The sequence below is a fragment of the Schaalia dentiphila ATCC 17982 genome (genome assembly GCF_000154225.1).
GTDB classification, from domain to species: Bacteria; Actinomycetota; Actinomycetes; order Actinomycetales; family Actinomycetaceae; genus Pauljensenia; species Pauljensenia dentiphila.
In genome coordinates, this window is the sequence record NZ_DS264586.1 from 2090418 (window position 1) to 2117347 (window position 26930).

The 26930-nt window shown below is 64.1% G+C and carries 25 protein-coding genes; 10 read left to right on the forward strand and 15 right to left on the reverse strand.

All coding sequences use genetic code 11. The features are described 5' to 3' along the window. Positions 1–44: 44 nt before the first annotated feature. The 12 genes from ACTODO_RS10660 to ACTODO_RS08995 form a co-directional block, all read right to left on the reverse strand. Positions 45–1268, reverse strand: coding sequence for a S8 family peptidase (locus ACTODO_RS10660; protein WP_081445786.1), 1224 nt, complete (start codon positions 1266–1268; stop codon positions 45–47). Further along, positions 1247–2758: a hypothetical protein gene (locus ACTODO_RS08945; protein WP_003793093.1), complete on the reverse strand. Its 1512-nt coding sequence runs from the start codon at positions 2756–2758 to the stop codon at positions 1247–1249. Before ACTODO_RS08945 ends, ACTODO_RS10660 begins: the two co-directional genes overlap by 22 nt. Positions 2759–2801: 43 nt before the next feature. Next, the gene (locus ACTODO_RS08950) at positions 2802–3305 is read right to left on the reverse strand and encodes a hypothetical protein (protein WP_003793094.1); all 504 of its coding nucleotides are present in this window, start codon (positions 3303–3305) and stop codon (positions 2802–2804) included. Positions 3306–3514: 209 nt separating this feature from the next. Further along, positions 3515–4339, reverse strand: a complete 825-nt coding sequence (gene aroD, locus ACTODO_RS08955; protein WP_003793096.1) for a type I 3-dehydroquinate dehydratase — start codon at positions 4337–4339, stop codon at positions 3515–3517. Between the two features lie 11 nt (positions 4340–4350). Next, entirely contained in the window at positions 4351–5628 is a 1278-nt protein-coding gene (gene dusB, locus ACTODO_RS08960) for a tRNA dihydrouridine synthase DusB (protein ID WP_034512403.1), read from the reverse strand. A gap of 40 nt (positions 5629–5668) precedes the next feature. Continuing rightward, complete coding sequence (locus tag ACTODO_RS08965) at positions 5669–7057, reverse strand: glycine--tRNA ligase (protein WP_003793101.1); 1389 nt, start codon at positions 7055–7057, stop codon at positions 5669–5671. Between the two features lie 222 nt (positions 7058–7279). Next, positions 7280–8002 carry a hypothetical protein gene (locus tag ACTODO_RS08970; protein WP_003793103.1) on the reverse strand — a complete coding sequence of 241 codons (723 nt, stop codon included), beginning with the start codon at positions 8000–8002 and terminating at the stop codon, positions 7280–7282. Beyond that, on the reverse strand, positions 7999–8895 hold the full coding sequence (locus tag ACTODO_RS08975; RefSeq protein ID WP_003793105.1) for an ATP-binding cassette domain-containing protein: 897 nt from the start codon (positions 8893–8895) through the stop codon (positions 7999–8001). The genes ACTODO_RS08970 and ACTODO_RS08975 overlap by 4 nt, the downstream gene beginning before the upstream one ends. After that, the gene (locus ACTODO_RS08980; RefSeq protein ID WP_003793107.1) at positions 8892–9281 is read right to left on the reverse strand and encodes a GntR family transcriptional regulator; all 390 of its coding nucleotides are present in this window, start codon (positions 9279–9281) and stop codon (positions 8892–8894) included. The genes ACTODO_RS08975 and ACTODO_RS08980 overlap by 4 nt, the downstream gene beginning before the upstream one ends. Positions 9282–10330: 1049 nt before the next feature. Continuing rightward, complete coding sequence (locus ACTODO_RS08985) at positions 10331–11227, reverse strand: sugar ABC transporter permease (protein WP_003793111.1); 897 nt, start codon at positions 11225–11227, stop codon at positions 10331–10333. Continuing rightward, complete coding sequence (locus tag ACTODO_RS08990; RefSeq protein ID WP_034512404.1) at positions 11227–12819, reverse strand: ABC transporter permease subunit; 1593 nt, start codon at positions 12817–12819, stop codon at positions 11227–11229. The genes ACTODO_RS08985 and ACTODO_RS08990 overlap by 1 nt, the downstream gene beginning before the upstream one ends. A gap of 215 nt (positions 12820–13034) precedes the next feature. After that, positions 13035–14261, reverse strand: coding sequence for a sugar ABC transporter substrate-binding protein (locus tag ACTODO_RS08995; protein WP_003793118.1), 1227 nt, complete (start codon positions 14259–14261; stop codon positions 13035–13037). Between the two features lie 165 nt (positions 14262–14426). Between ACTODO_RS08995 and ACTODO_RS09000 the strand changes: the two genes are divergently transcribed. The 6 genes from ACTODO_RS09000 to ACTODO_RS09025 all read left to right on the forward strand — a co-directional run bounded on the left by ACTODO_RS09000 (position 14427) and on the right by ACTODO_RS09025 (position 19357). Next, a complete protein-coding gene (locus tag ACTODO_RS09000) occupies positions 14427–15443 on the forward strand; it encodes a LacI family DNA-binding transcriptional regulator (RefSeq protein WP_034512405.1) in 1017 nt (338 codons plus the stop codon). Positions 15444–15508: 65 nt separating this feature from the next. Further along, on the forward strand, positions 15509–16534 hold the full coding sequence (locus tag ACTODO_RS09005) for a metal ABC transporter substrate-binding protein (protein WP_003793122.1): 1026 nt from the start codon (positions 15509–15511) through the stop codon (positions 16532–16534). After that, positions 16531–17355 (forward strand): metal ABC transporter ATP-binding protein, encoded by an 825-nt coding sequence (locus tag ACTODO_RS09010; protein ID WP_003793123.1) that lies wholly within the window; start codon positions 16531–16533, stop codon positions 17353–17355. The genes ACTODO_RS09005 and ACTODO_RS09010 overlap by 4 nt, the downstream gene beginning before the upstream one ends. Before the next feature lie 13 nt (positions 17356–17368). Further along, positions 17369–18298 carry a metal ABC transporter permease gene (locus ACTODO_RS09015; protein ID WP_003793125.1) on the forward strand — a complete coding sequence of 310 codons (930 nt, stop codon included), beginning with the start codon at positions 17369–17371 and terminating at the stop codon, positions 18296–18298. Between the two features lie 13 nt (positions 18299–18311). Then, a complete protein-coding gene (locus ACTODO_RS09020) occupies positions 18312–18701 on the forward strand; it encodes a Fur family transcriptional regulator (RefSeq protein WP_003793127.1) in 390 nt (129 codons plus the stop codon). A gap of 113 nt (positions 18702–18814) precedes the next feature. Next, complete coding sequence (locus ACTODO_RS09025) at positions 18815–19357, forward strand: SNARE-associated domain-containing protein (RefSeq protein WP_003793129.1); 543 nt, start codon at positions 18815–18817, stop codon at positions 19355–19357. Here the strand turns inward: ACTODO_RS09025 and ACTODO_RS09030 are convergent. Both ACTODO_RS09030 and recO read right to left on the reverse strand, forming a co-directional pair. After that, complete coding sequence (locus ACTODO_RS09030; RefSeq protein WP_003793132.1) at positions 19354–20178, reverse strand: isoprenyl transferase; 825 nt, start codon at positions 20176–20178, stop codon at positions 19354–19356. The two genes, ACTODO_RS09025 and ACTODO_RS09030, sit on opposite strands and share 4 nt — an antisense overlap. Next, positions 20175–20912 carry a DNA repair protein RecO gene (gene recO, locus ACTODO_RS09035; protein ID WP_003793133.1) on the reverse strand — a complete coding sequence of 246 codons (738 nt, stop codon included), beginning with the start codon at positions 20910–20912 and terminating at the stop codon, positions 20175–20177. Before recO ends, ACTODO_RS09030 begins: the two co-directional genes overlap by 4 nt. Before the next feature lie 242 nt (positions 20913–21154). Between recO and ACTODO_RS09040 the strand changes: the two genes are divergently transcribed. Further along, a complete protein-coding gene (locus ACTODO_RS09040) occupies positions 21155–21694 on the forward strand; it encodes a TetR/AcrR family transcriptional regulator (RefSeq protein WP_003793135.1) in 540 nt (179 codons plus the stop codon). A gap of 246 nt (positions 21695–21940) precedes the next feature. After that, a complete protein-coding gene (locus ACTODO_RS09045) occupies positions 21941–22522 on the forward strand; it encodes a TetR-like C-terminal domain-containing protein (protein ID WP_003793137.1) in 582 nt (193 codons plus the stop codon). Positions 22523–22592: 70 nt separating this feature from the next. Here the strand turns inward: ACTODO_RS09045 and leuA are convergent, their stop codons facing one another. Beyond that, a complete protein-coding gene (gene leuA / locus ACTODO_RS09050; protein ID WP_034512413.1) occupies positions 22593–24347 on the reverse strand; it encodes a 2-isopropylmalate synthase in 1755 nt (584 codons plus the stop codon). A 181-nt stretch (positions 24348–24528) separates the two neighbouring features. Between leuA and ACTODO_RS09055 the strand changes: the two genes are divergently transcribed. Together ACTODO_RS09055 and ACTODO_RS09060 are read left to right on the forward strand one after the other, a co-directional pair. Continuing rightward, positions 24529–26190 carry an L-lactate permease gene (locus tag ACTODO_RS09055; protein ID WP_003793143.1) on the forward strand — a complete coding sequence of 554 codons (1662 nt, stop codon included), beginning with the start codon at positions 24529–24531 and terminating at the stop codon, positions 26188–26190. Positions 26191–26337: 147 nt separating this feature from the next. Next, complete coding sequence (locus ACTODO_RS09060) at positions 26338–26877, forward strand: hypothetical protein (RefSeq protein ID WP_034512688.1); 540 nt, start codon at positions 26338–26340, stop codon at positions 26875–26877. Positions 26878–26930 lie beyond the last annotated feature (53 nt).

The window sequence follows — 26930 nt, forward strand, 5'->3', positions numbered from 1 at the left end:
AGGGGCGCTGGAGTGTTCTCCGGCGCCCCTCACCATGTCACGCCCTACTTTCTATGGAACCTCGGGCTGGTACCCAAGTGGATGGGGTAGGTGTTGTCTTTGTTGGTGACCTGTGATTCGTCGAGGCCTCGGTAGGCGTAGGAATTGTCGTAGGCGATTTCGGTGGGATCGACGAGCCCGTCGGCGTACTGCTGGACCTCTGCGGGGGTGGGGCTGGTACCGCCCCCCTTGTCGGCCAGCGGATTCTCGTCGGGGTACTGGGTCGGGTCAGTGTTGAGCATCTTTCCAGGGTTAATAGCCCCATAACCGCTATAGATATTCTGTCCTTCTGCAGGCAACGTAGCGGTATTGATGAGTAACTGTAAGAGTTGGTTCGCGGTTGCGTTGGGCCACTTTGCGCGCGCCTGAGCGAGAGCTCCAGCAACGATGGGGGCGGAGATAGAGGTTCCTTGTGTCTGAGAGATTGAGCCTAACACAAGGTTTCGCTCGGTGAACGGCCCGCCAACAGCTGTGGTTGTAACTCCCTCTCCCCAGGAAGAATAGGAAGCAAACTTGCCATCTGTATTGATAGCAGAAACGCCCACAACACCAGACCACTGTGAAAGATGGCTACTATTTTCATCCGTTGCTTTGTTACCGACTGAAGCGGTAATAATCACGCCTTGGTTCATGGCGCGCGCAATGGCCCATTTCAGATCGTTCCCTTGACTTCTCGTTGATGAGGAGTAGTTGATAATCGAGGCACCGTCATTGATAGCGTGGTTGATTAACGAAGAGAGATCCGTTAGGCGCAAGTTGTTTTGAAAAGAACAGTCGCCACCTACGCGGCTTGTGGGGTCGAGCACCTGATAAGACAACAAAGTAGCATCCGGAACAACGCCGTAATCTCGGGACACGAGTAGTGAGGCGACGCTCGTACCATGCGTTTTCAGCTCATCGGTTGCCTCAACACTACATGGTGTCTTATCGACGATGTTTGCTCCTGCTAGCTCGGGCACGGAAACATCAACGGGGCCGTCAATAATAGCAATGGTAACTCCCTTTCCCGTGTAGCCCTTTTCTCGCGCGGCGTCGAGGTGGTAGTACGAGAAATAGGCTTGGTCGGCGGCCGTGATCTGACGGTCGTCCGCTTGCGTAGGGGTAGCTCCCAATGCGCTGCCTGCCAAAGCAAGCACGCATCCAGATGCTACTGCAGCGCGCCGTGAGCCTTTCCTCAGAGCGCTGGTGAGCGCTGCGCGTCGTACCGTCACCATTGGTTGGGATCCCATCCGTCGTCGCGCCGGCGTGCCGGCGCAATGTCCTTGTCTGTACCGTACGTCTGAGACAACGGATTGACGTATCCACGAGGCAGCGCATCGTCATCCTTATCATCGACGCGGAAGGCCTCGTACTTGCGGCGACGCTGCTTCTTATCCTCCTTCGCGCCACCGGCACCAGCGCCAGAGGCACCCATGAAACCGCCCCGCTGACCGGCGGCAGCACCCTGCCCGCCGGCAGCCCCTGCCGATTGACCGGAACCAGGTGGCGTGTAGGTGCCCATGCCCGTTCCGCTGTACGTTCCCGCACGCAGAGCGGACGAACCAGCTACCGCACTGCCACGACCGAGCGCTCCGGCACCAGAGGTGCCAAACGAGCCTGCTCCGACGCCTCCCATTCGCCCCATAGCCCCCATGCTAACGGAACCCATGCGAGCAGCTCCCCGTAGGCCGAGAGCTCCAGCCCCCATCACACCGATGCCGCCAAGGCGACCTACTGTTTGGGATTCCGCAGCACGAGAAGCATTCAAGCCCCACAGCGGATGATCACGGTCGATCGGAGGGGCTGGAGTATGCCCGCCAATGACGCCGTTTGCGTGACGGTCTCCGTTGACGCGCGTGTGCAGCAGGTCCATGTCCATGAGATCCTGCGGGTCAGTGATCGGATTCGCGCGCGAACCTACTTCTCCCTCAGGGAAATAACGGCTCGGCACACGTGGCGACTGCATGACGCGCTGGTTGATCCCCTCGCCGTTGTCGTATCCTCCCGGATAAAGACCCGAGTCTGAACCCCTTAGATCAGCGTTCCCGAATGCATCCGAACGGGAGCGACCATAAGCGCCGCCTTCATACGGTGAGATAGTGATATGACCTTTTTCGAGGGCATCCGCTGAGTCCTTTGGGATTTCAGGAATTGGTTCCCAGCCGCTACCTCCAGTCTCTGCGCCGGTATTTACTCCTGCCTGGGTATGCTCCGTTAATCGGGAACCTAGGTTGTTCATCGTAGATTCGAGGTGCTCGATGATTTCGGTGGACTTTGCCTCCCGCTGTGCGTTGGCCTGCGCTTCGACAGCGTTGACGTACGCGGCACCGGTGACAACAAGGGAGTTCACGAACTGTCCCGGAAGACCGAAGTTGGAGGCGACAGGGATTGTCACCGTAGCAACGTCACGCATAGCTTCGGTCATCGGATCCAACAACGTGGGCGACAGCTGGCGGGCTTCCTCAGCGGCTAGCATGATCGCGCGGCGCGCCTCAACGTAGTACGACATGCCTGTCAGGTAGAAGTTTGCCTGGCCATTGAATCGATTAAAGGCACGCACCGCCTCGGCGCTCATTGCATCGCCGGCCTGCCCCGTGAAGCCCTGGTGATCCTTGAAATGCTCAATCTTCTCCTGAGCCTTACGGATAGCCTTGACGACGGTCGAATGTTCGTCGTCCCAGCCGTAGAGCTTTTCATTCTCCGGCGCGCTGTTAGCGAACTGCATCAAGCGGTCGTACATGGGTGAAGACACCAATTCTATAATCTCCTTGATCCAGTATGTTTCAGTAGCTATTGGGCTCATCGTGAGACGGTGTTTGCCCAACAGTATTGGATGTTTCCTGCTGCTCGCTTTCGTGCTCGTTGCCCTGCACAGCCTCATCCTTGGGCTTATTCTCACTCGTCAATTTGTCGATGGTTTCCTGCGAATAGACCTTATGCGCGCTCTCTCCCTGATTCAGTGACAGCAGCGCAGTGCTGACAGCGGCCATCGCGGCGCGAGCGTCCTCCTCAGTCCCCTCGAAGTCGGCCACCGCCTGATTTACTTTCACGTCCATATCGCCGACGAACTGCGCTTCATGTGCCATTTGCGAAGAAAAGGCCGTCAGGAATGAACGCACTGTCTTTCCCATGTCCTGAGCTGCGTTTTCCGTTGTCCAATGCCCGAACATCTGCGCCATCGCGAGCACATTGGCGGACACGGCGGAGGCTGCGAGTTCCTGCCCACTGTCGTGTACATCATGACGCGCCTGCGCATGACGTTCCGAATCAAAAGCAACGTCTGGCATTGCCCAGCTCTCCTTCAGTTGAACCCAGCCTCGCTCCTCGGCAGCGAGGTAACCACCTAGTCACAGTCTATCGATGGAAGCTGAATTCCTACAAGGAATTACTATCCTTCGGACACAGCAGAATGACAATATTGATTGTCAGTGAGGGGCGCCGGAGAACACTCCAGTGCCCCTCACGCTGCACAGCAACCGGCCGCGCACGACAGGCTCTAGGCCTCGGGCCCCTCGACGATATCCAAGACGGTTCGCACTTGCTCAACGGTGAACTGGCCGGGAGCACTGCCTTCCCAGCCGGGCAGGGTCGCGAAGGTGGCTGCGGATCCGAGGGCGGAGCCGACCAGGCGCGTGGGTGCGCCGTGGTCCCCCATGGAGATGCCGATGACGGGACGGTCGTAGGCCTCGCGTGCCCACGCCTGCGCGGCCAGCACGCGGGCCGCGTCCGTGGCGCTGGTCGCCATGCACGCGAACTTGAGGACGTCGGCACCCGCGTAGTTCATAGCCGCGAGCACTTCGGCGAGCTGCTCGTCGCCGGGAGTCCCCTCAAAATCGTGGAAGGAAGCGACGACGATCGCCCCGGCCTCGTGCGCCTCCTCAATGAGCGCGGAGGACCCATCGCGCGAGATCTCAACGTCCACGCCGCCCGCGAAGGACGCAAGCCGACGCACGAGGGCGCAGTATTCCTCGTCGTCCAGGTAGGCCTCGCCGCCCTCGACCGACGTGCGGATGGTCGCCAACACCGGCAGGGGCGAGGAATCCGCGACGTAGCGGGCCATGCGCACCAGGTCCTCCTCCACGTCCGAGGCGGCCACGAAGTGCGACCCCACGAGGGAAGACAGGAAGGTGTCGGCCCTCCACTCGACGATGTCCGCGCGGCACAAGGCCAGCGCCTCGACCTGCCCGCTCAGGGCTGCCGCATCCCCGCTGACGGGAACGATGACCTGGGTACGTCCCCCGAGCGTCGCCTTCTTGGCGGCTCGCCCGATGGTGACGAGTCCGGGCGCAGGGTCGGGGTCGGGCGCAGATGAGTGAGGCATGATTCCTTCGCTTAGTATCCGATTTCTGCCAGGTGCAGGCGATCTCGTTCGCTCTGCGTGAGGGAGGGGCGGTCCAGCCAGCCGTCGGGTAGGTGGGGGGTCTTTTCGCCACCGGCTCGGCCGCGAGGTCCGCGTGCTGCGGGCGGGAACGCCTGGTTGAGGTCCAGGTCCGCGAGGCGCTCGTGGAGCTCCTGCAGGGTCGAGACCATGGACAGGGCGTGGCGCTGGGGGCCGCCGACGGCAAATCCGCGCAGGTACCAGCCGATGTGTTTGCGCATCTCGCGCAGCGCTCGCTCCTCGTCGCCCTGGTCGACGACGCACCAGGCGGCGTGGCACTCGATGACGGAGACGACCTCGGCGAGGCTGGGGCCGGGCGGGATGGACCCGCCGTGGTAGGCGGCGACGATGTCGCGGAAGATCCAGGGGCGTCCCTGGGCGCCGCGCCCGACGCTGATGCCGTCACAGCCGGTCTGTTCCAGCATGGCCAGGGCGTCGGCGGCCTCGAAGACGTCGCCGTTTCCGAAGACGGGGATGTCGAGCAGGTCCTTCAGGCGCGCGATTTCGTCCCAGTGGGCGTGTCCCGCGTAGTGCTGGTTCTGGGTGCGCGCGTGCAGGGTGAGGGCGGCGGCGCCGAGCTTTTGCGCATTCAAGGCGGCGTCCGTCGCGGTCTCGTGCTCGGAGTCGATGCCGATGCGGATCTTGACGGTCACGGGGATCTCGCGCCCCGCGCGCTCCCCGGCCTCGTCGCAGGCGCGCACCACGGCACCCACGAGGTCGGAGAACAGGTCGCGCTTCCAGGGCAGGGCCGCTCCCCCGCCCTTCTTCGTCACCTTGGGGACGGGGCACCCGAAGTTCAAGTCGATGTGGTCGGTGAGGTCGCGTTCGACGAGCATCGTCGCGGCCTTCGCCATGACGGCGGGGTTGACGCCGTAGAGCTGCAGGGAGCGCACGCGCTCGGCGGGGTCGGGGCGCACCATTTCCAGGGTGCGTTCGTTCTCCTCGACGAGGGCGCGGCTGGTCACCATCTCGGTGACGTACAGGCCTGCGGGCGCGTCCACGCGCGGGATGGTGACGTGGCGCGGCTCGTTGGAGCTTTCGCCGGGTGCCTTCGGGGACGAGGCCGTGGCCCCCTCCCCCGACTCGGCCGCCCAGGAGGGGATGCCGACGGGTCGCAGGTGGTCGGGCAGGCCCGACTCGCCCATGATGCGGCACAGGCGTCGGAAGGGCACGTCCGTCACCCCGGCCATGGGGGCCAGGACGACGGGTGTCCACAGGCGCAGCGGCCCCACGCGAAGAGGGGCCGCTGCGGATGTTGAGGCTATCTCCAAGTCAGCAGCCCAGGCGTTCGATCAGGTACGACTTGACCTTGTCGAGCGGGATGCGCACCTGCTCCATCGTGTCACGCTCACGGATGGTGACGGCGTGGTCCTCGATCGAATCGAAGTCGTAGGTGATGCAGAAGGGCGTGCCGATCTCGTCCTGGCGACGATAGCGGCGGCCAACGGCGCCGGCGTCGTCGTAGTCGACGTTCCAGATGCCACGCAGCTCGTCGGCCAGCTCCTGGGCGGGGCCAGTCAGTTCGGGCTTGCGGGACAGGGGCAGGACGGCGGCCTTAACGGGGGCCAGGCGCGGGTCCAGCTTGAGCACGACGCGCTTGTCGACGCCGCCCTTGGCGTTGGGGGCCTCGTCCTCGTGGTAGGCCTCGATGAGGAAGGCCATAAGGGAACGGGTCAGGCCCGCCGAGGGCTCGATGACGTAGGGGGTCCAGCGTTCCTTGGTGTTCGGGTCGAAGTAGTCGAGCTTCGCGCCGGAGGCTTCGGAGTGGACGGTCAGGTCATAGTCGGTGCGGTTGGCGATGCCTTCGAGCTCGCCCCACTCGCTGCCCTGGAAGCCGAAGCGGTATTCCAGGTCGACAGTGCGCTTGGAGTAGTGCGAGAGCTTCTCCTGCGGGTGCTCGTACTCGCGCAGGTTCTCCGGGTCGATGCCGAGGTCGACGTACCAGGCCTTGCGGTAGTCGATCCAGTACTGGTGCCATTCCTCATCGGTGCCGGGCTCGCAGAAGAACTCGAGTTCCATCTGCTCGAACTCGCGGGTACGGAAGATGAAGTTGCCGGGCGTGATCTCGTTGCGGAAGGACTTGCCGATCTGGCCGATGCCGAACGGCGGCTTCTTGCGCGCGGCGTTCATGACGTTCGCATAGTTGATGAAGATGCCCTGCGCGGTTTCGGGGCGCAGGTAGTGCAGGCCGGCCTCGTCGTCGACGGGGCCCAGGTAGGTCTTGAGCAGGCCGGAGAAGGCGCGGGGCTCGGTCCACTGGCCGCGCACGCCACAGTTGGGGCACGCGATGTCGGCGTTGCTCAGGGAGGACTCTTCGACGCCCTTCTTTTCGGCGAGCTCTTCAATGAGCTGATCCTGGCGGGCGCGCTTGTGGCAGTTGAGGCACTCGATGAGCGGGTCGGTGAAGGCCTTGACGTGGCCGGAGGCGACCCACACTTCGCGCGGGAGGATGACGGAGGAATCGAGGCCAACGACGTCTGCGCGGCGGCGGACCATGGCGTTCCACCAGGCGCGCTTGATATTTTCCTTCAGTTCCACGCCGAGCGGGCCGTAGTCCCACGCGGAGCGGGTGCCACCGTAGATGTCACCGCAGGGAAAGACGAAGCCGCGGCGCTTGGCCAGGCTGATCACGTTGTCGAGGCGGGAGGGTCCCTTAGCCACTTGTCACTCCTTGAGTATCTGGGGCACGACTGGCTGTCGTGTCGCCATCGATACTAGCCGATAACTACTGTGTCGGGCACTTGCGACCCCTTCCGAGCTCATGGAGCCCACCACAGGTGCGCACCCAACCGACGAAGGAGCCCCGGCCTCGTCCCTTCCGTGTGAGGGGACGAGGCCGGGGACGCGGCGGTTGGGATCGATTTCCAGCGGGTTGGCTCGGTGTCAGCCGACGCGGCGTATGTGGCCTGCCGCCGTGAGGGGCCATCCGGCGGCGACGACCATCAGCGGGATCACGCCGAGCAGCCAGAAGGCCGGGTGCATGGGTGGCAGGTAGCCGGACTTGTGGACGAGGGTGAGGACCAGCCACGTGACCGGCGCGCCGATCGCGCAGATGCCCAACGGGATCGCGACCATGAGCACGAAGGCCCGTTTCCAGGTCGACCCGATGCAGCGGGAGAGCCCGCCGATGAAGCGCCCAGCTCCATCACACGCCACCCATGCGAATAGGACGAAGATCCACGAGTCGACGCCGAGAGGGAAGGACTCGCGTCCCATGACGAAGAGGAGGGGATGGATGGCGATAAGAAGCCACCAGATAAGGGATCCCAGGCCAATGATGACAATGGAGTGGACGTAGCTCGCCGCGGTAAGCACGGGGCGCGACCCGCCGCTGAGGGCTGAGGCTCGCATGTCGATGGTGGAGCTGACGACCCCGCAGACGAAGAGGAAGACGCCCGTGACAAAAGCGGAGTTTGTGGCAGCCTGTTCCGCTTGTTCGGTGACGTCGGGGACTGATAGGTAGACGATTCCATTGACCGTGAAGTTGACGAGGAACTGGAAACACACAACCAGCAGGTAGAGGACCACCGTGAATCGCGATCCGACAAGGCCAATGCGCAGGGGTGAGGGGGAAGATTGAGTGAGGTCGGGCGTTAGGGTACTCATTGGTCGTTCTCCTGGATGAGGTAGGCGAAGGCGTCCTGGAAGGTGCAGGGCGACAGTGTGAGGTTGTGGAATGCGATCTCGCGGTCGGTGACGCCGCGGTCGCGCAGGTCCACGACGATCTCGCGGGCGGATCCAAGCGTTCGCGAGCTGATGACGGGAGTGCCGGGGTGGTCGATCAGGAAGCCTTCGACGTCGGCTGCGTTTCCGGTGATGGCGCAGATGCGTGAGGTGAACTCGTCGACGCTCTCGTGGGCGAGCAGGCGCCCATTCTTGAGGACAACGACGTCTTCGGCGACGTTCTCAAGCTCGGAGACCATGTGCGAGGAGATGAGGAAGGTGCGCCGGGGGCGGCGTCCCTCCATGGCGTCGGCGGCCAGCGTGAGGATCTCCTCGTAGAAGGCGTATCGGGTGGGAACGTCCAGGGGTGCCTGGATCTCATCGAGGAGCGTGATGGGCGCACCCGAGGCCAGCGCGACGGCGCCGGTCAGGACGGCAACCTGACCCGAGGACATCTTGCGCAGTTTCTTGCGCCCCTTCAGCCGGAATCCAAAACGATGGGTGTAGTGGTCGAATAGTTTCTGATCCCAGGTCGGGCGCAGCGCGGCATAAGCGACCACGGCCGAGGCCGAGGAATTATCAAAGTCCCTGTCGGAGGAGACCATGACCGAGTATCCGAGCAGGTCGTTGGGGCTCATCTCCGTTCCGTTGATGGACACGCTTCCCGACGAGGGTGGAAGTAGGCCACCGAGGATCTGCGTGAGCGTCGTCTTGCCCGAGCCGTTGGGGCCCACGAGCGCGGTGACTGTTGCATCTGCGAGGGTGAGAGAGACATCGCGCAGCGCCGCCTCGCTTTCTCCCGGATACGTGTGACTGATGGAGTTGAGGGTGATCATGAGTTGTCCTTGGCGGTTGTGTCGGCGCCGTAGGCGCGGACGTGGTCGATGATGGCGTCGAGGTCGAGGCCCAGGGCCAGGCCCGCTTCGACGGCGGGGTTCAGGGTCTCCTCCACGTAGGATGCGAGCCCGTCGGCCACGAGCGCGCGGCGGGCCCCCTCGGCGACAAACATGCCGATGCCGCGTCGCTTGTCGACGAGGCCCTCGTCGACAAGGATCGCGAAGGCCTTGCCGACGGTGGCCGGGTTGATGCGGTAGGTCGCGGAGTACTCCGTGGTGGAGGTGAGCTGGTCCCCAGCACGCAGGGTGCCGCGCAGGATCTGCGCGCGAATGTCGTCGGCTATCTGCACGTAGATCGGGATCCCCGAGACGAACGTGGGTGCCATGCACAAGCCCTCCCTTCAGCTTCAGTGGTTCATTACATGACTAATGAACCATATAACCAACTAACTTGTCAAGCGGTCTCACCATACGAACCTCGCACCCCTTCCACTCCCCCACACCTACGCCGCCCCCCTAATGTCGCAGGCAATTCTCCCTGGTCAGTCTTCAACACCACCCACAAACGTCACAATTCCAACAATCCCGTTTACATGTTTGAAAGGTTTACATGGGAATTGCATGCGGCATTGTTGGGGAACCACAACGCGAGGCGACAAAGAACCCCAAACAGAAAAGATCTCAAACCTAAAGGCAACTCAAGGCCCAAAGGCGCCCGCGCCCCATGCAGCCACACCACCAGAAGCAACACCCGAGCGGGAGCGCTGCACCCGTTACGGAACCATGCACCCGATCAGGGGCACTGCACCCGATCAGAAGAGGTGCATTGCCTACGGATCGGGTGTAGCACCCCAACACACAAGAACAAACGCGGAACTGGCAAACCGAGCCGCTCCTGGCCCACATCCAGCCCGAGCATAGGACGCCGGGCGGGCGCCGGGCGGCTATAGTGCGCCCCGTTGACACTGCCCTACCGCGAGCCCACCCACAACGCGACATCGCAAGCCACCGCGCCCAAACCGTAGTCCGCTTCGCCCCAAACACCCGTTTTCGCCGGATTTCACCCAAGTGGACTGCACTGTGACCACACCACCACACGGACAGTACGGGCGGAGACACCGCCCGTAGGGTTCGGGTGAGCATCTGGTCGGACACTACGAGCGAAGCGAGGCGGCCAGTTCTCGCGGGAGACCAGGCCCGAAGGCGCACACAAGAGTGCGCTACGAACGCCCAACAACCAGCACTGGTCACCGACCAGCAGCGCCCGAACACCCGTTCCCAACGACCCGCATCTCGCGGCCATCAGCGCCCTCGGCCCACACTGTGCCCACGTCCCACACGATGCCCACGCCCGAACGCATAAAACAGCCCCGGCCTCGTCCCACGGGGATAGGGGACGAGGCCGGGGCTGGCTAGGCAGGAGGGCGCGGCGCGCTTACTCCTTGACGCCGCCGGCGGTCAAGCCGGAGACGATGTACTTCTGCAGGTACTGGAACAGGAGGATCACCGGGATGGCCGCGATGACAGAGCCAGCCGCGAAGATGCTCCACGGAGCGGTGCGCTCATCGGATGCCCACATGTACATGCCGACAGCGAGGGTGAACTGGCTCTGATCCTGCAGGACGACCTTCGCGATCACGAAGTCGCCGAGCGAGGAGATAAAGCTCAGCAGGCCCACAACTGCCAGGACGGGGCGGACCAGCGGCATGATGATCGTCCAGAAGGTCTGGGCGTGCGTCGCACCGTCGATCATGGCCGCCTCATCCAGCGAACGCGGGATCGAGTTGAAGAAGCCGTAGAGCAGGAAGGTGTTCGAGCCGAGCGCACCACCGAGGTAGACGCAGATCAGGCCGAGCTTGGAGTTCAGACCGAGGACCGGGAAGATGTCCTGGATTCCCAGGAGCAGCAGGTACAGGGCCACAAAGGCCAGCATCTGCGGGAACATCTGCACCAGCAGCAGGCCGGTCAGGGTCGCACGGCGCCCCTTGAAGCGGAAGCGGCTGAACGCGTAGGCGGCGGCCGCACCCATGAGGACGGTGCCAACAGCGGTCGCGGTCGACACGATGAGGGAGTTCAGGACCCACGACCAGTAGCCGGCATACTTGCCGGAGCCCAGCGCCAGGAAGTTCTCGAAGGAAAACGAGGAGAAGAGCTTGGTCGAGCCGGTGAGCGTCGCGCCCGGGTTCAGGGACACCGACAGGACGTAGAGCAGCGGGATGAGGCAGTAGATGATCATCAGGATGGCGACGATGTGGCGCCAACCGACCTCTTTCCACCAGCGCGCACCCTTCAGGGTAGACTCACGGTTCTTCTTCACAGTTGCAGCGCTCATCACAGCTCCTCAAGGGTCTTCGTCTGGCGGAAACCGAGCCACGCGATCACGCCCACGACGATGAAGATGACGATAGACATGGCCGAGGCCAGGCCATAGTTCGGGGAACCCGACTCGATCGCGATCTTGTAGACCATCGAGATCAGGATGTCAGTCTGGCCGACATCCAAGCCCGGGTAGTTCGGGCCGCCGCCGGTCAGCATGTAGATGAGCGAGAAGTTGTTGAAGTTGAACGCGAAGGACGCGATCAGCAGCGGAACGGTCGACTGCAGCACGAGCGGTAGCTTGATGGACCACACGGTACGCAGGCCGGAGGCGCCGTCGATCTTCGCGGCCTCTTCGACGTCACCCGGCAGGGACTGCAGGGCACCCAGGCACACGAGGAACATGTAGGGGAAGCCCAGCCACAGGTTCACGCCCAAGATCGAGAACTTCGCCAGCGTTCCATCCGTCAGCCACGGGATATTCACGCCGCCGAGGAACACCTGGTTGATCAAGCCGAAGTCTGTGTTAAGCATGCCCTTCCACACCAGGGTGGCCAGGAAGGCCGGGAAGGCGTAGGGAAGGATCATGAGGGACTGGTAGATCTTACGACCCTTGATGCGCTTGTCAGCAAAGACAAGGCCCAGGATCAGGCCGAGCGCGAAGGTCGACAGGACGGAGACCGCGGCGAAAACGAAGGACCACAGCAGGGCCTTCAGGAAGGGGCCAGCCAGGTCGCCGCGGGCGAACATGTTCATGTAGTTGTCGAAGCCGACGAACACGCGCCAGCCCGGGTCGACCTGATTGCCGTCCGCGTCAACGAAGGCGCCGATCTTATTGTTTGCCGTGTAGACGACGCCGGTCGTCGTGTCGGTCAGGGTGTCTGCGGCCTCGTCATAGTTGTAGCGGGACTTGGCCAGGTAGGCGGTCGATCCGTCATCGCTGCGGTAGCTTCCGTCGTTCGGATTATCGGAGACCGGAACCTTGATGGCGGAGACCTTCTGCTGCACCTCGGGCTTGAGGATCTCGGCGAGCGTCAGGACCTTGTAACCGTCGACCGCGCTGATGACGCCGGCCGCGTAGGTGCCGGACACCTCGTGCAGCGGGGTCTCGGAGTCGCCCACGCGGATCGCGCCCGTCGCAGTGTCGACCACCGCGAGCCCGAGGCCGTTGCTGTCCTCGACGACAGCGGCAGGGAGGCTCGGCGCACCCTCGGCGCGCTGCTCGGAGGCCTGCAGGATCGAGGCGACGGCGTCAGCCTTGCTGGAGTTATGGCCCTGGCCGTAGTTCGTGAAGGACACGTAGCCCGTGTACCCCATGACGAAGACCTGGTAGATGAGCAGGAAAACCATGCCGGGAACGAGGTACTTCGCGGGAATAGTCCGCTTGGAGAAGTACACCCAGTTGACCACGAGAAGCAGGACGACCAGGACGGCAAGAACCGTCCACGACTTCACCAGGTAAGCGGTGAACATGCCGTAGATTCCCAGGGCATCGATGAGCATCATCAGAACAAGTTTGACGAAGAAACCGGGCCTGGTTACTTCGCTAGCGTGCGAGGCGGTGCGCGCCTCTTTTTTCTTTTCTGCAGCCTTCGCTGGCTCAGACATCGTGTCCTCCACACGTGCGCAGTTTGCGCGTCATTGCGACGATACCCGCCTAGTGGCGGGTCGGAAAGCACCCGGGGGTGCGAGTGCACCGCAGTGCGGCGCGAGCGTTTTGTGGGCCTCGCACCCGCCCGCCGCGTGGGACGCGGGCGGGTGCGAGGCTGGGTGCTCGCCTCAGACGAGCGGGGTGCCAGTCGCTAATCAACCGGCGGATTCGATCACTTGGAGGCGATCGCGTTGTTGATGTTGGTGATCATGGTCGCCCAGCCTTCTGCCGGGGTCTCGGTGCCACTCACGATGTTGGCCTCGGTCTGGCCCCAGAAGTTCCAGACGGAACCCATCGCGGGGATCGCGGGGGCGAGAGCGCCAGACTCGGCGACCTTCGCGAAGTCCTTGATGTCCTGGTCATCCGACTTGGCGGCGACCGAAGGCATCGCGGAGGCACGACCGCCAAGGTTCTGCATCTCTTCCTGAGCCTCGGGGGTTGCCAGGTAGTTGAAGAACTGCTTGGCGGCGACCGGGTTAGCGGACTTGGCGCTCTGGTAGAACATCTGGACACCAACGAAGGGCTGTGCGGCCTGGGAGCCGGCGGAGGGGATCGACAGGACGGAGACGTCCATGCCGGCCTCGCGGAAGGCGGCGACGTTCCAGGGGCCGGTCACCGTGTAGGCGGCCTTCCCATCGAGGAAGGCCTGCTTGGCGATATCAGCCGTGATGGACGGGGAGAACACATTCGCGTCAGCCTGAGCCTTCAGCCAGGTGGCGAAGTCGGTGCCACCGGAGCCACCCATGGCCAGCTCGGAGGTGTACTCGCCGTCAGCGTTGGTTTTGAAGACGGGGGCGCCGAAGGAGGTCTGGAAGCCGTAGAAGTGGTACGGGTCGCCCTTGTCACCCATCTGGATGATGAAGGGGTACTCGACGCCGGCGGTCTTGCCGGAGGCGATCATGTCGTCGTAGGTCTTGGGCTCATCCTTGGTGAGGGCGTTGTTGCGCACCAGGGCCACGGACTCGACGGCGTAGGGAACGCCGTAGGTCTGACCGTTGTAGGTGACGGCCTTGACGGCGACGTCTGCGAAGTTGGACTTGGCCTCGCCCAGGTCCACGGGGGCGACGACGCCGTTAGCGACGAGGGCGCCCAGCTTGTCGTGGGCCATGACGATCAGGTCAGGGCCGTTGCCAGTGGGCACCTGGGTGGTGAACTCGGTGTCCATGTCACCTTCAGACTTCTGCACGACGTCGACCTTCACGCCGGTGTTGGTGGTGAAGTCCTCGGCGAAGTGCTGAACCTGGGAGAAGCGGGTGTCGTCCGCCCAGATCGTCAGGGTCGCCACAGCGTCGGTGTTCGCGCTGTCCGAGGAGGTCGAGGAAGAAGTCGTGCCGTTGTTGCAGGCGGCCAGGGCGGTAGCCGCCGCGAAGACGCCGAGTGCTGCGATGCCACGTCGCATTATTGCTCCTGTGTTGGTCGGGCGGGTCGCCTCCATCAGCGACCTGCTACACGCCCACTGTAATACGCCCGATTTTGTTTCTGCAACAATTTTCGCATTTGTGTGCAAGCTGTTACATTTATAGGGAAATAGCTGCACTCGGACGCCCAAAGGAGAGTTGAGCCGATGACCAAAAATCGTACAAGCATGGCCGATATTGCGGCCCATGCGGGTGTATCAACCGCAACTGTTTCACGCGTTTTCAACGGCGTCGGCCAGGTCTCCGAAGACACGCGTCGCAGGGTCCTGACGGCGATCGATGAGCTGGGCTACGACCGTCCACCCAGCGAGCACACGCCCAGCGCTCCGACGATCGGCGTTATCGTGCCCGAACTCACGAACCCGATCTTCGCTTCCTTCGCCCACCACCTCCAGGAGGAGATTTCGCGCGCGGGGGGCATCGCCCTCATTCGCACGCAGACACCGGGCGCAACGTCCGAGTTCGATCATCTCGCATCACTCGTCGACCACCACGTCGACGGACTCATCTTTGTCTCCGGCAGGCACGCAGATCTCTTGTCCGACCTCTCCCCCTATCACGACGTCGCTGCGCGCGGAATCCCCTTCGTCACGATCAACGGCGCACGCCAGGAGGTCCCAGCCCCCGACTTTTCCACCGGGGACTCCCTCGGCATTCACGCCGCGGTCAGCCACCTGCACGAGCTGGGCCACACGCGCATCGCGCTTCTCACCGGCCGCACGCACATTGTCCCAGCCCTACGTAAGGCCGAGGCATTCACGCAGGTGATGGGCGAGCTGATCGGGGACCACTCCCCCATCATCGAAGAAACCTTCTACACGTACGAGGCCGCAGCCGCCTACACGCACGCCCTCCTGGAGCGCGGCGTGACGGCAATCATCACGGGTTCTGACCTGCAGGCCCTCGGCGCCATCCGCACGATCTCCTCGCTCGGCCTGTCCGTCCCGGGCGACGTCTCGGTCATCGGTTTCGATGACACATTCCTCATGAGCCACCTGGATCCGGCACTCACGACGATTCACCAGCCCGTGCAGTCGATCGTCACATCCGCCGTGCGCGCTCTCGTCGAGGCATTGAACACAGCCAATTACGCCCCCGCGCACGCCGATTACGTCTTTTCACCCGATTTGATCGTGCGGAGCTCGACGGGACACGTCCGATAACTCCCCAGATCACGGCGGTTCGGGCAGCGAGATTGACTTGACAAAGATTCTCAATGTCAAAGAGAATGATTTTCATGTCGAAGAGAATCCTTGCTGCCGCATGCGCGGCTGCCACAGCGCTCGCCCTGTCCGCCTGCACCTCCACGGCCACGTCCGGAGATAGCTCCTCCAAGGACGGCAAACTGGCCGTCATGGCCTCGTTCTACCCCCTGCAGTACCTGGCTGAGAAGATCGGTGGCGAGCACGTTTCCGTCACCTCCCTGACCCCGGACGGCGCCGAGCCGCACGACCTCGAGCTCTCCCCCAAGATGGTCGACTCCCTGTCCTCCGCGGACGCGGTTGTCTACCTCGCGGGCTTCCAGAGCGCCGTTGACGAGGCCATCGAGCAGCAGGCCCCCAAGACCGTCATCGACGTCTCCCCCGCAGCCGAGCTGGTTGAGGCCGGCACCGACGCCAACCACCCCTCCGAGGAGGAAGAAGAGGCTACCGACGAGGCTCAGTCCGGCGAGACCGAAGCCCACGACCACGATCATGAGGGCCACGACCACGAGGGCCACGATCACCATCACGACATGAGCGCGGACCCGCACTTCTGGCTGGATCCCACCCGCATGGCGAAGGCCGCCACCCTGGTGGGCGACAAGCTCGCCGAGGCTGACTCCGCCCACGCCGACGTCTACAAGGCGAACGCGAAGGCCCTGGCCGACGAGCTCAACACCCTGAGCGACACCCTGGTCACCAAGACCTCGAGCTGCAAGGTCAAGACCTTCGTCACCGCGCACACCGCCTTCGGTTACCTGGCGGACCGCACGGGCCTGACCCAGGTTGGCATCTCCGGCCTCGACCCCGAGTCCTCCCCCTCCCCCGCGCGCCTGGCTGAAATCGCCCAGATCGCCAAGGAGCAGGGCGTGACGACAATCTTCACCGAGGCCCTCATCGATCCCAAGGTCGCTCAGACCCTGGCCGACGACCTCGGCATCACGACGGCCGTCCTGGACCCGATCGAGTCCCAGACCGACGCATCCAAGGACTACGCTGCGACGATGAACTCCAACATTGACGCCCTGACGAAAGCCCTCGACTGCCAGTGACAACGACTGACAACCCCACGACGGCGGGAGCCTCCTTCGCGGAGGCGACCGCCGTCGTGCGTCTCCACAACCTGCACGTGGCCTGGGATACGGACCTGATCCTCCACGGGATCTCGCTCGATATCCCCGCCGGCCAGACCGTGGCGATCACGGGCTCGAACGGATCGGGCAAGTCTACGACCCTCAAGGCCCTGCTGGGCACCGCTCCCATCACGAGCGGCGACGCCCAGCTCTTCGGTCGCTCGATTTCCGCTCGCCGCCGCGTACCGTGGAACAAGATCGGCTACGTGCCCCAGCGCATCTCCTCGGGCGGCGCGATTAGCGCCAGCGCGATCGAGGTCGTGCGATCCGGCCTGCTCGGGCCTCGTCGCCTGTGGGCGCTGCCGGGCGACACCGCGAAGGCCATGTCCGCCCTTGAGCGCGTCGGCATGGCCCACCGCGCCCACTCCCCCCTCAACATTCTGTCGGGCGGGCAGGCCCAGCGCGTCCTCATCGCACGCGCCCTCGTGCGCCGACCCGAGCTGCTCATCATGGACGAGCCGATGGCTGGAATCGACGCAACATCGCGAGCGCGCCTCGCACAGATCGTCGCCGAGGCCAAGGCTGAGGGGACGACGATCCTCATCGTCCTGCACGAACTGGGCGAGCTCGGCCCACTCTTGGATCGCGAGCTGCACATAAGCGCGGGACACGTCTCCTACGACGGCCCACCCCACATTGAGGATGACCACGAACAGCATCACGGCGGCGGCGATCACTGCCACTCCACGACCGAGCCCGGCCCGGCGACGCGCGACCGCGGCCTCGTGAGCGGAATCTAGACGGGAGCGACACATGATTGACGCACTGACGACCCTCCTGTCCTCGCAGATGATGCAGCGTTCGCTGCTCGCCGCCCTGATCGTGGGCCTCACCGCCCCGATCATCGGCACCTACCTGGTCCATCGCCGCCTCGCCATGCTGGGCGACGGCATCGGCCACATCTCTCTGACCGGTGTCGCGCTGGGATGGCTGGCAGGCACGTTCGCGAACGTAAGCCCCGCCGACTCATGGGCGATCCCCGGCGCGGTCATCATCTCCCTGCTGGGCGCAATCACGATCGAGTTGGTGCGCCAGAGCGGTCGCACGTCCGGCGACACTGCCCTGGCCATGCTCTTCTACGGGGGCATCGCCGGCGGCGTCCTCCTGATCGGCCTGGCGGGCGGGACCTCCGCTCAGCTGAACTCCTATCTGTTCGGTTCGATCTCGACCGTGCGATGGAGCGACATTACGCTCATCACGCTCCTCGGGGTCGCAATCGTGGCGCTCGGGGTAGGCCTGGCCCCCGCGCTCTTCTCGGTGACCAACGACGAGGACTTCGCACGCTCGACGGGGCTGCCCGTGCGCACGCTGTCCCTGCTCATCGCTATCCTGTCGGCGCTGACCGTGGCCGTCGCGATGCGGGTCGTCGGCTCGCTGCTGGTCAGCGCACTAATGGTTATTCCCGTGGCTATCGCCCAGCTCGGAGCACGTTCGTTCCGCTCCACGATGGGCATCGCGATGGCTCTCGGCGTCATCATCTGCACGTGCGGGCTGTCGCTGACGTACTTCGTTGACCTGTCGCCCGGTGCGACCATCGTTGTCGGCGCAATCTGTCTGTACGCGATTGGATTCACGATCCGGGCTATTGTGGACCGTATCCGCAGGGTGCGCAGGCTTCGCGCAGCCCGCGGCCACAACCAGCATCCGGAGCGCGAACCTCTCGCTCACGCGGACGCATCATGAGGAAGGGAACACCATGCAGCGCATGACGAAGCAGCGTCAGGCGGTCCTCGATGAGCTGACCCGTGTCAGTGACTTCCGCAGCGCCCAGCAGATCTTCGAAGACCTCCACCTCCAGGGACAACGCGTGGGCCTGGCGACCGTGTACCGCTCGCTCCAGAGCCTCGCGGACGACGGTCGCGTCGACACGCTGCGCTCCTCCGACGGCGAGGCCCTGTACCGCTCGTGCACGACGCACCATCACCATCATCACCTGGTGTGCCGCGAGTGCGGTTTTACCGAGGAGATCGAGCAGTCGCAGATCGAGTCGTGGGTAGATTCGGTCGCAGCGGCACATGGATTTGGAGATGTCGAGCATTCCCTGGAGCTCTTCGGGGTGTGCGCATCCTGCCAGTCGAAGAAGTGACCTACTGAGGCTGCATCAGCCACGACGAGGCCTGGGAAGCGGGAGACGCTTTCCCAGGCCTCGTCCGTAGGTTAGGATAGGCTTCGTTTGGTTAGCCTCAGTCTGGGAGTGTCATGTTCGCCGCCGGAATCAACTCCATGGTCCCCGCCTTTGCACGCGAGGGTATCTGGCTCTTCGTCTTCCTTTTTGTGGTCGTTTTCTTCCGCGCGCAGGCGACTTACTGGCTGGCTCGCGGCGCTGCCTCCGGCGCAGTCCTGGCGACAGGACGACAGGGCTTCCTGGGCGCCATGGCCCGCTGGTTCGACGGCCCGGTTCCCCGCAAGGGCGCGGCCATGCTGGACAAGTGGGGCATCATCGCCATTCCCCTATGCTTCCTGACGGTAGGCATCCAGACGGCGATCAACGCGGGCGCGGGCCTCGTGCGCATGCGCTGGAGCACCTACACGATTGCCATGATCCCAGGCTGCGTCCTGTGGGCACTGCTGTACGGCCTCGGCACGCTCGCCGTTTTTGCCGCGGCGATTCGAGCCGTCGCCGGTTCCCCCTGGGGCTGGGCTGGCCTCGCCCTCATCATCGCGTTGATCGGCGCGAAGATCGTGTGGGGCCGCCGTAAGCGCCGCGCGGTCGACGCCGCGCTGGCCTCCGACGAGGCCTAGGACTGCGCGACGCTGTCGATCGCGCCGCCGAAGCGGCGGTCTCGCCCCGCGTACTCCTCCAGGCACCCCCACAGCTCCTCGCGGTCGAACGCGGGCCAGGGGGTGTTGACGAACATCATTTCCGCATACGCCATCTGCCACAGCAGGTAGTTGGACAGGCGCTGCTCCCCCGACGTGCGGATCATGAGGTCAACGTCGGGCACGTCGGGCAGGTAGAGGTGGCGTGAGAGCGTCTTTTCTGTCACGCCGCGCGGGCTGAGGCGCCCCGCCGCCACGCCCTCGGCGATGGACCGGGCGGCATCCGCCAGCTCTGCCCGACCACCGTAGTTCACGCACATGATCAGGTCGAGAGCCTTGCAGTGCGAGGTCGCACGATCAGCCTTCTCCAGCGCGTTGATGACGCTCTTCCACAGCTTCGGCCGGCGCCCACTCCACCGCACGTGCACGCCCCACTGGGCGAGCTGGTCGGTACGCCGCGCGAGCACGTCGGAGGCGTAGTTCATGATGAAAGAGACTTCGGCGGGCGAACGTTTCCAGTTTTCCGTGGAGAACGTGTAGACGCTCAGGTAGCGCACACCCGCGTCGATCGCGCCGGCGATCGTATCCATGAGGGCGTACTCCCCCGCCCGATGTCCCTCGGTGCGCGCCAGGCCTCGGCTATTGGCCCAGCGCCCGTTTCCGTCCATGATGAGGGCGACGTGCGCGGGCACCTCACCCTTACGAAAGACGGGCGCCTCGCAGTGCCACTGGCCGGGCCCGAGCAGCGGCGCGGTTGGGTCGTTCGGTGCGCGGTCCATGGGGGTGGGTCGCAGGTCCGTCATGGGTGACTCCTATCGATGACGCTCAGCGAGCGGAGGCGACGTTCCAGATGCCATTGAGTGTACGAGGAAATGAGGCCCGAGGCCTCGGTGCGCGCGTAGGGTTCGCACCGGTCGGCCCGCTCCCAGTCGCCGCTGAGCAGCTGACCGAGGAGGGCCACCGTGTCAGGCGCGGGCGAGGAGGCGCCGGGCGGTCGGCAGGTATCGCAGACGGTGCCACCGTCGGGGATGGAGAACGAGGTGTGCGGCCCCTGGGTGCCGCACACGGCGCAGTCGAAGCAGGAGGGCGCCCATCCGGCGAGAGCGAGGGCGCGCAGCGTGTAGGACGTGCGAATGAGGGTCGGGTCGTGTCGGCCTCGTGCCAGGGCGTTGAGGGCCCCTAGGAGGAGCAGGTATTGGGAGTGGGTGCCGTCGTGAGCGTCCGCGGTGAGGCGCTCGGCGGTTTCGACGACGACGGTGGCCGCGAGGTAGAGGTCGTAGTTGGCGGCGATGGCATCGCCGTATTGGACGATCGAGGCGACCTGGGTGAGGGTGTCGAGAGTGCGGCCTCGATGGAGCTGCGCATCGATGACGGAGAAGGGTTCGACGCGTGCGCCGAACTTTGAGGTCGTCTTGCGCACTCCCTTGGCGACGGCGCGCACCTGCCCATGCTCGGCAGTGAGCAGCGTGATGATGCGATCCGCTTCGCCCAGCTTGTGGGTGCGTAGGACGATCGCCTCGTCTCGATAGGACTTCATCACACGAACATTGTGTCACGGCCACGCGACTTGGGAGAGGAGGCCCGGCCCGCATCGCATGACGCGAAATCTGTTGTGAAGTGCGCTGTCACATCGCTCGACAAGCGCCCCCGCGTGCGCTGTCAACAATATATGAGAAACTGACAGCGTGGTCGGTTACACAGCCGCCAAACGGTTTTCGAGTAGCTAGTTTCTTCGTAACTGGATATGGTTTACCCATAACCGTCGAAGGAAGGAAACAAATGGCTCCGCCGATTGATGCCCGCGAAAAGCTTGGCACCGCACTGCGCCAGGCCCTGACACAGACCCCGCTGTCAAAGATCTCTGTCAGCGCACTGACACGCTCCGCCGGAGTCACCCGTCAAGCGTTCTACTACCACTTCAACTCCCTCAACGACCTCAATGCCTGGGTTTTCCGCACGGAAGTCACAGCGCACCTGACCACCAGTTCGGGAGAATGGCTCGACGCCATCGAAGCGACCATGACGTGGATGCACGCCCATCACGACGAGACCGCCGCCGCCATGAAGACCATCGAGGCGAACGACCTGTGGGCGTTCCTGGCCTCCCACATTCAGGAACTCATCGAGTCCCGCCTCCCCAGCTCCGCCTCGGCCACGGCGCGCGACGTCGTCGCCCAGCACTTCGCCCTGGCGACCACCGCCCACATGGCTCAGTGGATGCTCTCCGGCCTCGAGGTCAACCCCTCGCTCGCGGTCGCGCGCATGCGAGTGCTTATGACCGACCAGACCACCCCCGCCCTGGCTCGCCTGGCCAAGTAACGCGGTTATTCCCACCAACCGCGCGAGGACAGACAGACAGTCTTCCCAGCCCCGACCTCGTTCCATCGACGAGGTCGGGGCTGAACCATACACTCCCCCAGCTCACCCCAGGCTTTCCGGATGCGTACAAGCCAATCTGAGCTATACAATTGGTCAGCCGAACATTGCACTGAAATTTCGCGGATCCGCAATTCAGCCTGCACAGTTTGCTCGTAACCTCTCTTTTCATGTCGACGAGGACCACCGATGCCCCACACCGATGCGAAAACGATGCTCGCGCACGCCCTGCGCGACGCACTTCAGACCGTCCCACTATCGAAGGTGACGGTCTCCGGACTCACGCGCACCGCCGGCGTGACCCGCCAGGCGTTCTACTATCACTTCGCGGACATCCGCGACCTGACTGTCTGGGTGTTCAAGCGCGAGGTCGCCGACCAGATCATCGCCCACGCCACCCACGAGGACTGGGCCGACGGCCTGCTCGCCATGTTCGTGTGGATGCAAAACCACCCCGAAGAGACCCGTTCCGTCGTCTCCTCCCTCGGCATGGAGGACCTGCAGATCTTCCTCCACAAGCAGCTGCGCGCCGTCATGGAACCCATCGTCGATCAACACGGCATCGATCTGCGGGTCACCGAAGACGATCGAGTGTTCGTCACCGACCACTTCACTCTCGCCATTCTCGGCCACATCTCCCAGTGGCTCGCAACCGGCATGAGCACCGACCCCTACATCCTCACCGAGCGCATCGCCCGCGTGCTCGACGGCCAGGTGCGCCGCAGCCTCGAGCTGTTCGCCTCCTCCCCCCACCCGCCCGCGCGCGCCTGACCAAACGTCGAACCCCGGCCTCGTTTCTCCATCAACGAGGCCGGGGTTCGCCCTATCTGTCTGCGAGCGCTTAGCGCAGGGCTCGGTTGACCGCCGAGATGACGGCCTTGTAGGACGCGCGCGTAATCGAGGAGTCGATGCCAACGCCCCACACGATCTGCCCGTCGACCGCGGCCTCCACGTAGGCGGCGGCGCGGGCGTCGCGGCCCTGGCTCATCGCATGCTCGGAGTAGTCGAGGATGCGCACATCGAGATCGAACTCGTGAAGCGCCGAGACGAAGGCGTCGATCGGGCCCGTACCCGTTGCCTGCACCTTCACGGTCTCGCCGCCGTCCGTGAGCGTCGCGTTGAGCTCGACGTGCTCATCGTCGATCGACGAGACCTGCGAGGAGCGCATCTCGAAGCGGCCCCACGGCTCCAGACCGGGAGCGGCACTCGTGGGCAGGTATTCGTCCGCGAAGATCTGCCACAGCGTGGCCGCGTTGATCTCGCCACCGTAGGTGTCGGTGTGACGCTGCACGATGCGAGAGAACTCCACCTGCAGGCGGCGCGGCAGCTCCAGGGCGTGCGCCGTCGACATGAGGTAGGCGACGCCACCCTTGCCGGACTGCGAGTTCACGCGCACCACGGCCTCGTACGAGCGGCCCACGTCGTGCGGGTCGATCGGCAGGTAGGGCAGCTCCCACACGACCGCTTCCTCGTCGCCGCCGGCCGCGTCCACTTTGGCCTTGCGGGCGGTGAAGCCCTTCTTGATCGCGTCCTGGTGGGAACCGGAGAAGCTCGTGTAGACCAGATCGCCGACGTAGGGGGCGCGCGGCGAAGTCTCCATCTGCGTGCAGTACTCGACCGTGCGGCGAATCGCGTCCACGTCGGAGAAGTCGATGCCCGGATCGATGCCCTGGCTGAACAGGTTCAGGCCCAGCGTCACCAGGTCGACGTTACCGGTGCGCTCGCCCTGGCCCAGCAGGCAGCCCTCAATGCGGTCCGCGCCGGCCAGGAGTGCCAGCTCGGCCGTCGCCACGCCCGTGCCGCGGTCGTTGTGGGGGTGCACGGACAGGGCCACGTACTCGCGGCGGCTCAGGTTGCGGCTCATCCACTCGATCTGATCCGCGAAGACGTTCGGGGTGGAACGCTCGACCGTGGAAGGCAGGTTCAGGACGATCTCGCGACCCTCGCCCGGCTCCCAGACGTCCATGATGGACTCGCACGCCTCGAGGGCGAAATCGAGCTCGGTGTCCACGAAGATCTCGGGCGAGTACTCGAATCCGAAGATCGTCTCATCGCCCAGGCGCTTCTCAGCCTGCGCAATAATCTCGCGCGCACCGGACTGGGCGAGCTCGATCGTCTGCGCCTTATCAGCGTGGAAGACGACCTCGCGGAACACGGGGGCCGTCGCATTGTAGAGGTGCACCGTCGCGCGCGGGAAGCCGACCATGGCCTCGACCGTGCGCTCGATCAGCTCGGAGCGAGACTGCGTGAGCACCGAGATCGTCACGTCCTCGGGCACCGCGTCGTCCTCGATCAGGGAGCGCACGAAGTCGTAGTCGGTCTGCGAGGCCGCGGGGAAACCGATCTCGATCTCCTTGTACCCCAGCTTGATGAGCAGGTCGAACATGCGGCGCTTGCGGGCCGGATCCATCGGCTCGATGAGGGCCTGGTTGCCATCGCGCAGGTCGGTGGACATCCAGCGCGGCGCCTTCGTGATGCGCTTGGAGGGCCACTGGCGATCCGGCAGTTCCACGGGATTCGTATCGAGGAACGGCCGATACTTACGAATCGGCATGCGCGAGCCGGAGGGGACGGGAACAGCGGATGTAGTCTTCACGCATCGTAGTCTATCGACGAGGCCGGGCACGCGAGCAGGCGCTGCGCATACTGGACGTGAGATGCGGCGCGCTCCTCACCCAGCATTGACAAAGAAAAACGCTCAAAAATATGTACGCCTCTGCGTTCATATGTCATGATAATTGGGTCCAATGTCCCACACACTGACGCGCGGAGCAGCCATGACTTCTCTTTTGTTAGCCCAATCTTTTACCCCATCGACGACTGCCGTCGCGGGTAACGTCTTCCTGACAGCCGTCGTCGGGCTCCTTCCGCTCGTCGTCTTCTTCGTCCTCATGGGCGTCTTCAAGGTCGCCACCCACTGGTGCTCGATCATCTCCCTGGTGCTCTCCCTGGGCCTCGCGGTCTTCGCCTTCAAAATGCCCGTCGGTATGGCGCTCCTGTCCGGAACGCAGGGCGCCGCGATGGGCTTTATGCCGATCATCTACATCATCATCGCGGCCGTGTGGCTCTACAACCTCACCGAGAAGTCGGGACGCAGCTCCGACCTCAAGGCCATCTTTAATACGATCGGCCGCGGCGACCAGCGCGCCCAGGCCCTCATCGTCGCTTGGTGCTTCTGCGGCCTGCTCGAGGGCTTGGCCGGCTTCGGTGCCCCCGTGGCCATCACCTGCGCCATGCTGGTGACCCTCGGCGTCCCGAAGATCAAGGCCGCCGTCGTCACCGTCGTCGGCAACGCCATCAACGTTGGCTTTGGCGCCATGGCCATCCCCACGACCACCGCCGGCAAGCTCGGTGGTGCAGAGCCCGTCGTCGTCGCCGGCGACATGGGACACCTGACCTGGATCTTCTGTCTGTTCATCCCCCTTCTCCTGCTGTTCATCCTGGACGGAGGGCGCGGCGTGCGACAGCTCTGGCCCCTCGCCCTCGTCGCCGGCCTTGCTGCCGGTGCGGGCCACTTCTTCACTCCTTCCATCTCCTACGAGCTGACTGCCGTCGTCGCCTCCCTGCTCGGCTTCGCTGCCTGCTACGCCTTCCTCCTTTTCTGGGGCCCGACGACCCCCGCGGAGTGCGCAACCGAGGCCGACGAGGCCGACAAGCCCACCGGCTCGCGCATCGGACTGGCCCTGCTGCCCTACGTCCTCGTCGTCGTCATCATCGCGATCACGAAGCTGGCCAAGCCGGTCGCCGCTTTCTTCTCCTCGACGGACGTGAAGATCCCGTGGCCCGGTATCTACGGCAACCTGCTGACCGCCGACGGATCCCCCTCGACCGCAGCCAACTACAACCTGCAGATCCTGTCCAACCCCGGCACCTGGATCTTCGTCACCGGCATCATCGTCGCCATCGTCTACGGCACGAACTCCTCGAACGGCCGTTTCCAGACCTCCGTGGGTGAGATGTTCGCGGTCCTGCCGCGCACCATCTACTCGCTGCGAATGGCCATCCTGACGATCGCCTCCGTCATGGCCCTCGCCTTCGTCATGAACTTCTCGGGCCAGACCACCTCGATCGGCGCCGCACTGGCGACGACGGGCGCGGCCTTCGCGTTCCTCTCCCCCATCCTGGGCTGGATCGGCACGGCCGTCGCCGGATCCGCGACCTCGGCGGGTGCTCTCTTCGCGAACCTGCAGTCGACCGCCGCAGCCGGCGCGGGCCTCGACCCGTCGATCCTGCTGGCCGCCAACACCATCGGCGGCGGCCTGGGCAAGATCGTGTCCCCGCAGAACCTCGCGATCGCCGCGACCGCAGTCGATTCTGAAGGCTCCGATGCGGAAATCCTCAAGAAGGCCGCCCCCTACTCGATCGGCCTGCTCCTCGTGCTGTGCGCCCTGGTGTTCATCGCATCCCAGGGCTGGCTCGGCGCCTACATGCCGCACTGATCGACGGCGGATGGGCTCGGGAGGTCCCGGGAAGCAAGTTGCTTCCCGGGACCTCCCCCTTGTAGGCTCCTAACAGAAGTACGGACAAAGGAGACGACAGTGTGCCACAGGTCCTCCCTACGAGCTATTCGGCCTCGGACGGAAGCCCTGAGCCGGTGTTGTCTTAGCTTCGTCGCCATCGCGGCTCTCGCCACCGCGTGCAACCCATTCACACACAAGACTTCGGCTCCTCAATACCCGAAGGATTCTCGCTTCTCTGAATTCGTCTTCAAAAGTGACGAGACACCGACCGTCAAAGATCGGACCGACTCCGTCAACGTTCGGTGGCCGAACACGAATGCGAGCGAGGCACACATCGTCACCGAGTATTCCAGCCAAACAGGTTTCCTCCCCGACCAGGACCCTGAATTCTGGCTCACCACCGTTGCCACTGTCCCCGATGAGACAATCCAGCTCCTCGCGGAGGGCGCTACCACCGACACGCTCCTGCCCGGCATCTATCCCGATCTCTACGAGTACGTGCCGCAGGGGTGCCATTTCACCACGATCGACCCGTCTGTCGCGGATAAGGCCCTCGCGCCGGATAAAGAGAAGATCCCACACGATTTCGGTCCCATGGACATACAAGCGCTAGCCGTGTCCGAAGATTGCCACCTTCTCGTATTCACCGCACTCGGCCACTCCTGAGCCCCAGGGACCTCCCACTCGTCCTCTACACCGCGCCCCGGCCTCGTCCATTT